Source organism: Streptomyces sp. NPDC005485 (genome assembly GCF_040606085.1).
Taxonomy (GTDB): domain Bacteria; phylum Actinomycetota; class Actinomycetes; order Streptomycetales; family Streptomycetaceae; genus Streptomyces.
This window is the reverse complement of record NZ_JBEXDZ010000059.1, coordinates 1-12,275: the sequence shown is the minus strand read 5'-3', so window position 1 is coordinate 12,275 and position 12,275 is coordinate 1. Positions and strand designations below refer to the sequence as shown.

The 12,275-nt window shown below is 70.8% G+C and carries 11 protein-coding genes; 6 read left to right on the top strand and 5 right to left on the bottom strand.

Features of this window, described 5'->3' with window-relative positions:
* Nucleotides 1–14 precede the first annotated feature (14 nt).
* Nucleotides 15–1,646, bottom strand: a complete 1,632-nt coding sequence (locus ABZS97_RS20985; protein WP_356139789.1) for an AMP-binding protein — start codon at nt 1,644–1,646, stop codon at nt 15–17.
* A 136-nt stretch (nt 1,647–1,782) separates the two neighbouring features.
* Between ABZS97_RS20985 and ABZS97_RS20980 the strand changes: the two genes are divergently transcribed.
* Nucleotides 1,783–2,910, top strand: a complete 1,128-nt coding sequence (locus tag ABZS97_RS20980) for an acyl-CoA dehydrogenase family protein (protein ID WP_356139788.1) — start codon at nt 1,783–1,785, stop codon at nt 2,908–2,910.
* 25 nt (nt 2,911–2,935) lie between these two features.
* On the top strand, nt 2,936–3,334 hold the full coding sequence (locus tag ABZS97_RS20975; protein WP_356139787.1) for a RidA family protein: 399 nt from the start codon (nt 2,936–2,938) through the stop codon (nt 3,332–3,334).
* 22 nt (nt 3,335–3,356) lie between these two features.
* Here the strand turns inward: ABZS97_RS20975 and ABZS97_RS20970 are convergent, their stop codons facing one another.
* Complete coding sequence (locus tag ABZS97_RS20970; RefSeq protein WP_356139786.1) at nt 3,357–3,548, bottom strand: DUF5999 family protein; 192 nt, start codon at nt 3,546–3,548, stop codon at nt 3,357–3,359.
* A 284-nt stretch (nt 3,549–3,832) separates the two neighbouring features.
* Here ABZS97_RS20970 and ABZS97_RS20965 point away from each other — a divergent pair, with 284 nt between their 5' ends.
* Nucleotides 3,833–4,264: a DUF6299 family protein gene (locus tag ABZS97_RS20965; protein WP_356139785.1), complete on the top strand. Its 432-nt coding sequence runs from the start codon at nt 3,833–3,835 to the stop codon at nt 4,262–4,264.
* A 60-nt stretch (nt 4,265–4,324) separates the two neighbouring features.
* On the opposite strand, the gene ABZS97_RS20960 is transcribed toward ABZS97_RS20965, so the two are convergent.
* The 3 genes from ABZS97_RS20960 to ABZS97_RS20950 form a co-directional block, all read right to left on the bottom strand.
* Nucleotides 4,325–5,854, bottom strand: coding sequence for a UDP-N-acetylglucosamine 1-carboxyvinyltransferase (locus ABZS97_RS20960; RefSeq protein WP_356139784.1), 1,530 nt, complete (start codon nt 5,852–5,854; stop codon nt 4,325–4,327).
* 63 nt (nt 5,855–5,917) lie between these two features.
* Nucleotides 5,918–6,115, bottom strand: coding sequence for a DUF4236 domain-containing protein (locus ABZS97_RS20955; protein WP_356139783.1), 198 nt, complete (start codon nt 6,113–6,115; stop codon nt 5,918–5,920).
* A 9-nt stretch (nt 6,116–6,124) separates the two neighbouring features.
* Nucleotides 6,125–6,271, bottom strand: a complete 147-nt coding sequence (locus ABZS97_RS20950; protein ID WP_356139782.1) for a hypothetical protein — start codon at nt 6,269–6,271, stop codon at nt 6,125–6,127.
* Between the two features lie 281 nt (nt 6,272–6,552).
* Here ABZS97_RS20950 and acnA point away from each other — a divergent pair, with 281 nt between their 5' ends.
* The 3 genes from acnA to ABZS97_RS20935 all read left to right on the top strand — a co-directional run bounded on the left by acnA (nt 6,553) and on the right by ABZS97_RS20935 (nt 11,788).
* Nucleotides 6,553–9,273 (top strand): aconitate hydratase AcnA, encoded by a 2,721-nt coding sequence (gene acnA, locus ABZS97_RS20945; RefSeq protein ID WP_356139781.1) that lies wholly within the window; start codon nt 6,553–6,555, stop codon nt 9,271–9,273.
* Between the two features lie 146 nt (nt 9,274–9,419).
* Nucleotides 9,420–10,151: a response regulator transcription factor gene (locus ABZS97_RS20940; RefSeq protein ID WP_356139780.1), complete on the top strand. Its 732-nt coding sequence runs from the start codon at nt 9,420–9,422 to the stop codon at nt 10,149–10,151.
* A gap of 167 nt (nt 10,152–10,318) precedes the next feature.
* The gene (locus ABZS97_RS20935; RefSeq protein WP_356139779.1) at nt 10,319–11,788 is read left to right on the top strand and encodes an ATP-binding protein; all 1,470 of its coding nucleotides are present in this window, start codon (nt 10,319–10,321) and stop codon (nt 11,786–11,788) included.
* Nucleotides 11,789–12,275 lie beyond the last annotated feature (487 nt).

Below are 12,275 nucleotides of genomic sequence, written 5' to 3'. Positions count from 1 at the left end.
TTAGGTCGTCGGTATCACTGCCGGTCGCCCTCGGTGCGCAGACGGAAGCGCTGGAGCTTGCCGGTCGCGGTGCGCGGGAGGGCGTCCAGGAAGACGATCTCGCGGGGGCATTTGTACGGCGCCAGCTCGGACTTGAGGAAGGCGCGCAGGCCCTCCGGGTCCTGGCGTGCGCCCGGGCGCAGGACCGTGTACGCCACCACGATCTGTCCGCGCGCCTCGTCGGAGCGCCCCACGACCGCCGTCTCGACCACGTCCGGATGGCGCAGCAGGGCGTCCTCGACCTCCGGGCCCGCGATGTTGTACCCGGCCGAGATGATCATGTCGTCGGCGCGGGCGACATAACGGAAGTAGCCGTCGGGATCGCGCACATAGGTGTCGCCGGTGATGTTCCAGCCGCCGCTCACGTATTCACGCTGACGCGGGTCGGCGAGATAGCGGCAGCCGACCGGGCCGCGCACGGCGAGCAGGCCGGGTTCCCCGTCGGGCACCGGCGCGCCGGAGTGGTCCACGACGCGCGCCTGCCACCCCGGTACCGCAACGCCCGTCGTGCCGGGCCGGATCCGCTCGTCGGCCGCCGAGATGAAGATGTGCAGGAGCTCGGTGGCGCCGATGCCGTTGATGATGCGCAGCCCGGTCCGGGTGTGCCAGGCCTTCCAGGTGGCCGCGGGCAGGTTCTCGCCGGCCGACACACAGCGCCGCAGCGACGCGGTGTCGTGGGCGTCCAGCTCGTCCAGCATCGCCCGGTACGCAGTCGGCGCGGTGAACAGCACGGAGACCCGGTGCTCGGCGATCGCGGGCAGCAGCTGCTTGGGGCCCGCCTGTTCGAGCAACAGTGAGCTGGCCCCCGCTCGCATCGGGAAGATCACCAGGCCGCCGAGACCGAAGGTGAAGCCGAGCGGGGGACTTCCCGCGAAGACATCGTCGGCATGTGGCTTCAACACATGCTTCGAGAAGGTGTCCGCTATCGCCAACACATCGCGGTGGAAGTGCATGCACCCCTTGGGCCGGCCGGTCGTGCCCGAGGTGAACGCGATCAGCGCGACGTCGTCGGCCGCCGTGTCGACGGCCGGGAACGGCTCGTCCGGCGCTCCCGTGATCCGCAGCAGCAGGTCGTCCGGCGCGTCCCCGCCGTAGGTGGTGATCCGCAGCCCGGGGATCTCCGCCTTGACGAGGTCGTCGACGGACCGGATGTCGCACAGGGCGTGGGTCACCCGGGCGATCTCGCACATCGTGCTCAGCTCGTGGGGGCGCTGCTGGGCCAGCACGGTGACGGCGACCGCGCCGACCTTGAGCACCGCCAGCCAGCAGGCCGCCAGCCAGGGCGTGGTGGGCCCGCGCAGCAGCACACGCCGGCCGGGTACGACGCCGAGCTCGGAGGTCAGCACATGGGCGATGCGGTCGACCCGGGCGAGGAGCTGCCCGTACGTCCACAGGTCGCCGTCCGCCGTCCGGAACACCGGGCGCTGCGGGTCGGTGTGCCCGAACAGCTCCGCTGCGCAGTTCAGCCGTTCGGGGTAGCGGAGCTCGGGGAGGTCGAAGCGGAGTTCGGGCCACTGGTCGGGGGGCGGGAGATGGTCACGCGTGAAGGTGTCGACGTGGGCCGAGGTCGTCGGTAGTGCGTCGTCGCCGGCGCTCCTGGTTTCCATGGCGGTTCGCCCCCTTGCCTTGGTGGGCGTCGTGGTGGGCTCGCGGCTCGCACAAGGAGCGTATCGTGTTGGTGACGACAGTCAACGGTCCGCGATAACCTCCAGAGGTAGCCCGACAGGGGAGAGGGGACCGGCAATGACGGCATTCTCGCTCGATCCGGCACAGACCGCCTGGTGTGGCGAGCTGCGCTCACTGGCCGCGGAACATCTGCGTCCGCTCGCGGAGAAGGGCGAGCCGGGCCATGTCAACCGCCCTCTTGTCGCCGAACTCGGCCGACTGGGCCTGCTGGAGAGGCTCTTCACCTCCGGGGCGCTCGATCTGTGCCTGATGCGCGAGTCCCTGGCCCAGGTCTGCACGGAGGCCGAGACCGCGCTCGCCCTCCAGGGCCTGGGTGCGCACCCGGTGCACGCGTACGGCACGCGGGCCCAGCGCGAGCGCTGGCTCCCGGCGGTGAGCGGCGGAAGCGCGGTGGCCGCCTTCGCGCTGAGCGAGCCGGGTGCGGGCTCGGACGCGGCGGCGCTGGCGCTGCGGGCCGACAAGGACGGCTCCGGCGGCTGGCGGCTCACCGGGGAGAAGTGCTGGATCTCCAACGCGCCCGAGGCCGACATCTACACCGTCTTCGCGCGCACCACCCGCGACGCCGGAGCGCGGGGCGTCACCGCCTTCCTGGTCCCCGCCGACCGGCCCGGCCTCACCGGCACCCCCCTCGACATGCTCTCGCCGCACCCGATCGGCTCCCTCGCCTTCGACGCCGTACCGGTGACGGCGGACGACGTGCTGGGCGAACCCGATCACGGCTTCCGGGTCGCGATGCGCACCCTGAACCTGTTCAGGCCGAGCGTGGGCGCCTTCGCGGTCGGCATGGCGCAGGCCGCCCTGGAGGCGGCTTTGGCGCACACGGCCCAACGGGACGCGTTCGGCGGCAAGTTGAGGGACCTTCAGGCAGTGGCCCACCAGGTCGCCGAGATGGCGCTGCGCACGGAGGCGGCCCGGCTGATGGTGTACGCGGCCGCCGCGGCGTACGACGAGGACGCCCCCGATGTGCCCAGGCGCGCCGCGATGGCGAAGCTGCTCGCCACCGAGACGGCGCAGTACGTCGTCGACGCGGCGGTCCAACTGCACGGCGCCCGCGCCCTGCACCGCGGCCACCTCCTCGAACACCTCTACCGGGAGGTGCGGGCGCCGCGCATCTACGAGGGCGCGAGCGAGGTCCAACGGGCCGTCATCGCCAAGGAGTTGTACGCCACCACGGAGGCCCCGTGAGGGCCCTGGAAGGGATGGTCCCGCGATGAGCACCGAGCGCATCAACCCGCCCGAACTCTCCCCGCCCACCGGCTTCTCCCACGCCGTGACGGCCACCGGCAGCCGGCTGGTCTTCCTGGCGGGCCAGACCGCGCTGGACACGGACGGGAAGGTGGTGGGCGAGACCCTCCCGGAGCAGTTCGAGAAGGCGCTGACCAATCTGCTGACCGCCCTGCGGGCCGCGGGCGGCACCCCCGCCGACCTCGCCCGGGTCACGGTCCATGCCACCGACGTCGGGGACTACCGCGCCCATGCCCCCGAACTGGGCCGTATCTGGCACCGGTTGGCGGGCCGCGACTACCCCGCGATGGCCGTCATCGGCACCGTACGGCTCTGGGACGACCAGGCACTCGTCGAGCTCGACGGCTTCGCGGTGCTGGCCTAGGGGGCCTGCTGCGGAGGGTCGGTCAGGCCGCGGTGGCCAGCTGCTCGACGAACACCCGGTGCGGCGCGACGACGCGGCCGTCGGCCAGCAGCTCACCGGAGTCGTCGAAGACGATCGAGCCGTCGCACAGGAGGCTCCAGCCCTGCTCGGGGTGGGCGGAGACGGTGTGTGCCGTCCCACGGCCGGTGTGGTCCGAGGTCTGGTGAGAACACATGGCGCACCTCCACGTCGGATGCGATGAGTCCGGCGGCGTTGTCGTCGCCTCGCATAGGTAGACCATGCTCCCGCGGCGAACTCATCGGAACCGCCCGCCGAGAAGCGTGACAACACGCGGACAACACTCGGACGTCCCCAGGACGGACGATGCGGACCCGGGACCGGGCGGGGGGCCCGGGCCGCGTCACCGGCGGTGCGGACTCGCCACCAAAGGGGTGACGATCACCGGCCCGGGAGCGTGGGCCCGGTACCTCTGGAGCCCCCGTTCCAGGAGGTAGTTCCATGTCCTTGCGCCAGGTCAGCCAGGCCTTCGTCGCGGCCACCGGGGCCGCGCTGCTGCTCCTCACCTCGTCGGCCGTCGCCCACTCCGCTCCCTACGAGGAGGAGGTGACCGTCGACCCGACCGGCACCGTCACCTCCGACGGCACCATCACCCTCTCCGGCACCTACCGCTGCCTCAGCGGCACCGGGCCCGTGTTCGTCTCCTCGTCCGTGTCGCAGGGCGACCCCCGGGTGCGCCACGGCATCGGCGGCACGTCGGCGCTCTGCGACGGCGCCGAGCACCGCTGGTCCAACTCCGAGACCCGCAAGGACGCCTTCACCCCGGGCGCCGCCCACGTCGAGGCCACCGTGATGGAGCTGAGCGGCGGCGGCCTCCCGATGCCACGCTTCCACGCGTCCCGCCGGCAGGACATCACGCTGACCGAGGTCTGAGAGACCGCCGCAACCCGTCGAGCCGCCTCCCCGGACAGGGAGGCGGCTCGACGGGTTCCGTCAGATGTCCCGGAAGGTCTCGATCTGCGCGCCGATCGAGTTGAGCCGCTCCGCCAGGTCCTCGTAGCCGCGGTTGATGACGTACACGTTCCGCAGCACGGACGTGCCCTCGGCGGCCATCATCGCCAGCAGGACGACCACGGCGGGTCGCAGTGCGGGCGGGCACATCATCTCGGCGGCGCGCCAGCGGGTCGGGCCCTCGACCAACACCCGGTGCGGGTCGAGGAGTTGGAGACGGCCGCCGAGGCGGTTGAGGTCCGTGAGGTAGATGGCGCGGTTGTCGTAGACCCAGTCGTGGATGAGGGTCTTGCCCTGCGCGGAGGCCGCGATGGCCGCGAAGAACGGGACGTTGTCGATGTTCAGGCCGGGGAACGGCATCGGGTGGATCTTGTCGATCGGCGCCTCCAGCTTGGAGGGGCGCACGGTCAGGTCCACCAGGCGCGTACGGCCGTTGTCGGCGAAGTACTCCGGGGTGCGGTCGTGGTCGAGGCCCATCTCCTCCAGGACCGCGAGCTCGATCTCCAGGAACTCGATGGGCACCCGGCGGACGGTGAGCTCGGACTCGGTGACCACCGCGGCGGCGAGCAGGCTCATCGCCTCGACCGGGTCCTCGGAGGGGGAGTAGTCCACGTCGACGTCGATGTTCGGCACGCCGTGCACGGTGAGCGTGGTGGTGCCGATGCCCTCGACCTCGACGCCGAGCGCCTCCAGGAAGAAGCACAGGTCCTGGACCATGTAGTTGGAGGACGCGTTGCGGATGACGGTCACGCCCTCGTGCCGCGCGGCGGCCAGCAGCGCGTTCTCGGTCACCGTGTCGCCGCGCTCGGTCAGCACGATCGGGCGGTCGGGGGAGACGCTCCGGTCCACCCGCGCGTGGTACAGCCCCTCGGTCGCGGCGATGTCCAGACCGAAGCGGCGCAGCGCGATCATGTGCGGTTCGATCGTCCGCGTGCCGAGGTCGCAACCGCCCGCGTACGGCAGCTTGAAGCTGTCCATACGGTGCAGCAGCGGGCCGAGGAACATGATGATCGAGCGGGTGCGGATGGCCGCCTCGGCGTCGATCGCCGCGATGTCCAGCTCGGCCGGCGGCACGATCTCCAGGTCCACGCCGTCGTTGATCCACCGGGTGCGTACGCCGATGGAGCCGAGTACCTCCAGAAGGCGGTACACCTCCTCGATGCGGGCGACCCGGCGCAGCACCGTGCGCCCCTTGTTGAGGAGCGTCGCGCACAGCAGTGCCACACACGCGTTCTTGCTGGTCTTCACGTCGATGGAGCCGGAGAGCCGACGTCCGCCGACCACGCGCAGGTGCATCGGACCCGCGTATCCCAGCGACACGATCTCGCTGTCCAGTGCTTCACCGATTCGAGCGATCATCTCAAGGCTGATGTTCTGGTTGCCGCGCTCGATGCGGTTGACGGCACTCTGGCTGGTGCCGAGCGCCTCGGCAAGTTGCGACTGTGTCCAGCCCCGGTGCTGCCGGGCGTCACGGATGAGCTTGCCGATGCGTACGAGGTAATCGTCTGCCATGGGTGCAGGCTATCTCAGATATGAGATGACGCATTTCGGGGGCTCCGTACGGGTGACGGGCCGTCAGTGGCGCTTGGCCGTACGGGTGCGACGCCACCCGAAGGGTCCGGGCAGATCCATCGACGTCGTACGCCGCCCCGTGCTGCTCCGCGTGCGGCGCGGTCCGTGCGGGCCTCCCGTGGTGAGTGACCACGAGTGCCGGTTGATGTTGAGCCGCACCCCGGGAAGGATCCGGAAGCTCTTACGGAACGTCAGGGCCATGACTTCTCCTCACGCTTGCCGTTCGCCGGTCCGCGCCCGGGTACCCGGCATCGGCGGCTCCATGGCCCTGGGTCCCGCGCGGGCGTCGCCGATCGGTGCGTAGCCGTAGCCGTAGCCGTGGCCGATGGTGATCGCGATGGGCCCTGTCGCCGGCACCGCTCCTCGCGGTCGTGCGAGGGGCCCGGTCGCGTGCCGGGTCCGGCGGGTGGACGATGGCCTCGGCCGGGCGGGCCGCCGAGCGGCGTGAGGGCGGGGCCGGGCATGACCAGTCCGCCCCCATGTACTAGAGTTATCTCGACATCGAGATATCTGCCGAGGCGCCCCGCAGCCGCCAACCTGGTAAGGGTTACCTAACTTAGCCGTACCTTAGCGGATCGGCCAAGACGTCGTGGCGGCAGGATGCGGTGGGTACGCGCACATCAATGAAGGAGACTGTCGTGTCGGCGAACAGCTTCGACGCCCGCAGCACGCTGCAGGTGGGCGACGAGTCGTACGAGATCTTCCGGCTGGACAAGGTGGAAGGCTCGGCTCGCCTTCCGTACAGCCTGAAGGTGCTGCTGGAGAACCTGCTCCGTACCGAGGACGGCGCGAACATCACCGCCGACCACATCCGGGCCCTCGGAGGCTGGGACTCGCAGGCGCAGCCCAGCCAGGAGATCCAGTTCACGCCCGCCCGCGTGATCATGCAGGACTTCACCGGCGTGCCCTGTGTCGTGGACCTCGCCACCATGCGTGAGGCCGTCAAGGAGCTCGGCGGCGACCCGGCGAAGGTCAACCCGCTCTCCCCGGCCGAGCTGGTCATCGACCACTCCGTCATCGCCGACAAGTTCGGCACCAACGACGCGTTCGCCCAGAACGTCGAGCTGGAGTACGGCCGCAACAAGGAGCGCTACCAGTTCCTGCGCTGGGGCCAGACCGCCTTCGACGACTTCAAGGTCGTCCCGCCGGGCACCGGCATCGTCCACCAGGTGAACATCGAGCACCTCGCGCGTACGGTCATGGTCCGGGGCGGCCAGGCCTACCCCGACACCCTCGTCGGCACCGACTCGCACACCACCATGGTCAACGGCCTCGGCGTGCTGGGCTGGGGCGTCGGCGGCATCGAGGCCGAGGCCGCGATGCTCGGTCAGCCGGTCTCGATGCTCATCCCGCGCGTCGTCGGCTTCAAGCTGACCGGTGAGCTGCCCGCCGGCACCACCGCCACGGACCTCGTGCTCACGATCACCGAGATGCTGCGCAAGCACGGCGTCGTCGGCAAGTTCGTCGAGTTCTACGGCGAGGGTGTGGCGGCCACGAGCCTCGCCAACCGCGCCACCATCGGCAACATGTCGCCGGAGTTCGGCTCCACCGCCGCGATCTTCCCGATCGACGACGAGACCCTGAAGTACCTGCGCCTGACCGGCCGTGACGCGCAGCAGGTCGCGCTCGTCGAGGCGTACGCCAAGGAGCAGGGCCTCTGGCTCGACCCGGCCGCCGAGCCCGACTTCTCCGAGAAGCTGGAGCTGGACCTCTCGACGGTCGTCCCGTCGATCGCCGGCCCGAAGCGCCCGCAGGACCGCATCGTCCTCGCGAACGCCTCGCAGCAGTTCGCCCAGGACGTCCGCAACTACGTGGACGAGGACGACGAGGCGGGCAAGGAGTCCTTCCCGGCCTCCGACGCCCCGGCCGCCACCAACGGTGTGCCGACCCGCCCGACCCTGGTCACGGCCCCCGACGGCTCGACCTACGAGATCGACCACGGTGCGGTGACGGTCGCGGCCATCACCTCCTGCACCAACACCTCGAACCCGTACGTCATGGTCGCCGCCGCGCTCGTCGCGAAGAAGGCCGTGGAGAAGGGCCTGACCCGCAAGCCGTGGGTCAAGACCACCCTCGCCCCGGGCTCCAAGGTCGTCACCGACTACTTCGACAAGGCGGGGCTCACCCCCTACCTCGACAAGGTCGGCTTCAACCTCGTCGGCTACGGCTGCACCACCTGCATCGGCAACTCGGGCCCGCTGCCCGAGGAGGTCTCCAAGGCGGTCAACGAGCACGACCTCGCGGTCACGTCGGTCCTCTCCGGCAACCGCAACTTCGAGGGCCGTATCAACCCCGACGTCAAGATGAACTACCTGGCCTCCCCGCCGCTGGTCGTCGCGTACGCCCTCGCGGGTTCCATGAAGGTGGACATCACCAAGGACGCGCTCGGCACCGACCAGGACGGCAAGCCGGTCTTCCTCGAAGACATCTGGCCGACCGAGGCCGAGGTCAACGACGTCGTGGCGAACGCCATCGGCGAGGACATGTTCAACAAGTCCTACCAGGACGTCTTCGCGGGCGACGCCCAGTGGCAGGCGCTGCCGATCCCGACCGGCAACACCTTCGAGTGGGACGCGGAGTCGACGTACGTCCGCAAGCCCCCTTACTTCGAGGGCATGACGATGGAGACCACCCCGGTCTCCGACATCACCGGCGCGCGGGTCCTCGCCAAGCTGGGCGACTCGGTCACCACCGACCACATCTCCCCGGCCGGCGCCATCAAGGCCGACACCCCGGCCGGCAAGTACCTCACCGAGCACGGTGTGGAGCGTCGTGACTTCAACAGCTACGGCTCGCGCCGAGGCAACCACGAGGTCATGATCCGCGGCACGTTCGCCAACATCCGCCTGCGCAACCAGATCGCGCCGGGCACGGAGGGCGGCTTCACCCGCGACTTCACCCAGGCGGACGCGCCGGTGTCGTTCATCTACGACGCCTCGCGCAACTACATCGAGCAGGGCACCCCGCTGGCCATCCTGGCCGGCAAGGAGTACGGCTCCGGCTCGTCCCGCGACTGGGCCGCCAAGGGCACCGCGCTCCTCGGCGTCAAGGCCGTCATCGCCGAGTCCTACGAGCGCATCCACCGCTCGAACCTCATCGGCATGGGTGTGCTCCCGCTCCAGTTCCCGGAGGGTGCCACCGCCGAGTCCCTTGGTCTGACCGGCGAGGAGACGTTCTCCTTCACCGGCGTCGAGGAGCTGAACAACGGCACCACCCCGCGCACGGTCAAGGTCACCACCGACACCGGTGTGGAGTTCGACGCGGTCGTCCGCATCGACACCCCCGGCGAGGCGGACTACTACCGCAACGGCGGCATCATGCAGTACGTGCTGCGCAGCCTGATCCGCAAGGACAAGTAAGCGGTCCGGTACGGCAGTCGAAGGGCCGCGCTCCTGGTGACAGGGGTGCGGCCCTTCGCCGTACCGTGATGTCCCGCGAACGTCCGCACGGCTGGGCCAAAGGCGGAACACAGGGTTCTCCCAGGCCACCGGGACACGATCGGCACATGTCTGGCACCCGAAGGTCTGGCACCCCGAGCGACCGCGTCCGCGTGCTGATCGTCGACGACGAACCCACGCTCACCGAGCTGCTGTCCGTGGCCGTCACCGAGGCCGGCTGGCGGCCCTACCCGGCGGCCGACGGACGCAGCGCGCTGCGCCTCGCCCGCGGCTGCGCGCCGCACGCCGTCGTCCTCGACGGGATGCTGCCCGACCTGGACGGCGTACAGGTGCTGCGCCGGCTGCGGTACGAGAACCCGAAGCTGCCCGTCCTCATGCTCACCGCCCGCGACGCGCTGGAGTACCGCATCGACGGGCTGGCCGCGGGCGCCGACGACTACGTCACGAAGCCCTTCTCGCTGGAGGAGGTCGTACTGCGGCTGCGCGGACTGCTGCGCCGGGCCGGGGCCGAGGAGCCGCGGCCCGACCCGTCCGTGCGGGTGCTCGGCGATCTCGTGCTGACCGAGGAGACCCGGGAGGTACGCCGCGACGGTACGGCGATCCGGCTCACCGCCAAGGAGTTCGAGCTGCTCGGGCTGCTGCTCGGCCACCCGCGCCAGGTGCTGAGCAAGACGCAGATCCTGTCCCATGTGTGGAGCAGTTCCTTCGACGGCGGCGGGAACCTCGTCGAGGTGTACATCTCCAGCCTGCGCCGGAAGATCGACAAGGGCCGGGCGCCGATGATCCACACCGTGCGCGGGGTCGGCTACGCCATCAGGCCGCCGGAGGACGGGAGATGAGCGCGTTCGGGCTGGGGCGGCGGGTCGGGGGAGAGGTCGGGGGGTCGGTCGAGGGGCGGGCTCGGTGGGTTCGGCCGGGTGGGCGGTCCGGGCGGGTTCGGCCGGGTGGGCGGTCTCCGCGGGCCCGGCTCGGCGGGCGGTCCCTGCGCAGCCGGCTGCTCGTCTTCGTGGGTGCCGCGCTGGTCGCCGTCTGCACCGCCCTCGCGCTCACCACGATCGTCGCCCAACGCGCCTATCTGCTGGGCAACCTGGACGAGCGCGTCACCGACTCCGCCGAGCGCAGCCAGGGCGGGCTGCAGCGCCGGGAGGGGGAGCAGTCGGACACCGACCTGGGGTTCCTGGCCGAGCGGGGGCAGGCGGTCGGGACGGTGGCCGCCCGGTTCGACGACGACGGTCACGTCATCGTCGCCGAGGTGGTCACCGGCGACGGCCACCAACAGGTCCTCACCGCCGCCCAGCGGGCCGCGCTCGCGGGCATCACCACCGACGGCACCCTGCACACCCGCAGCCTTCCGGGCCTGGGCACCTACCGCGTGACCGCCCTCGGAGGGGACGGCGTCCCGGTCCTCACCGGGCTCCCGATGGACGACGTCCAGGAGCTGATCGGCCGCCTGGTCGTGGTCGAGGCCGTGGTCGCGGTGGTGGGCCTCACCGCCGCGGGCGTCGTCTGCGCCGTCGTCATCCGGCGCCAACTGCGCCCGCTCGACCGGGTCGCGGCGACCGCCGTCGAGGTGTCCCGCTCGCCGCTGGGCCACGGCGAGGTCACCGCGCTCACCCGCGTACCCGACCGCGACACCGACCCCGGCAGCGAGGCCGGTCAGGTCGGCGCCGCCCTCAACCGCATGATCGACCATGTGGAGTCCTCGCTCGCGGAACGGCAGCGCGGCGAGGAGGAGATGCGCCGCAGCGAGGAACGGATGCGGCGCTTCCTCGCCGACGCCAGCCACGAACTGCGTACGCCACTGGCGTCCATCGCCGGATACGCGGAACTGATGAACCGCGGCACCGAGCGGATCGAAGCGTCGCTGGCCTGGCGCCGCGTCTCCGCCGAGTCGGCACGGATGACCGGGCTCGTGGAGGATCTGCTGCTGCTCGCGAGGCTCGACGAGGGGCGGCCGCTGCAGGTCGCGGAGGTGGATCTGGCGTCGCTCGTCGCGGAGGCCGTCTGGGACGCGCGGGCCGCGGGGGAGGACCACAACTGGCAGTTGGCGTTGTTCCTCGACGCCCCGGCGCTGGTCGTCGGCGACGAGGCACGGCTGCACCAGGTGGTGGCCAACCTGTTGGCCAACGCCCGTATGCACACGCCTGTTGGCACGACGGTCATCGCCTCGGTGGAGGCGACGGACGCGCACTGTGTCATCCGCGTCAGGGACGACGGCCCCGGCATTCCGCCGTCACTTCTGCCCACGGTCTTCGAGCGCTTCACCCGCGCCGACGCCTCGCGCTCCCGCACCACCGGCAAGGAGGGCGGCTCCGGCCTCGGCCTCGCGATCGTCGACGCGATCACCGCGGCACACGACGGCCACATCCACGTGGAAAGCGCCCTGGGCCACACGGAGTTCATCATCGACCTGCCCCGTGCCGGCACCACCCCGACCACGGACAGATCGGCAAGCCCGGCTTCGGTGTCGGTTTGAACTGTGGGTGGTGGGCGGGGCTTCGGTGTCGGCTTGAACCGTGGGTGGTGAGTGCGGCTCGGGTGCCGGTCTGGACTGATGGCGGGGAGCCTTGCACCGGCGCGGGTCTCGGCCGGTGGAGAGCCCGACTTCGGCGCGGGTCCGAACCGACAGGTACCTCGGCTTCGGCGCCGGTCCGAACCGGTGGCGGCGAGCCCTGCACCGACGCGAGTCCGAACAGATGGGCGGTCCCGACTTCGGCGTGGGTCTGAGCCGATGGTGCCCCGGGCTTCGGCACGGCTCTGGACTGACCGCGCCCCGGGCTTCGGCGTGAGCCCGAACCGATAGCGGCCGCGAACCGGCAGCGACCACGCTTCGGCATGGGTCCGAACCGATAGCGCCCCCCCGCATCGGTGTCGGCCTGAGCTCGGCGGCCGTGTCGGCCTGAGCTCGGCCGTGCTGTTGGTGGCGCTGAACGATGTGACCTTGGTACCCACCGGGATGATCC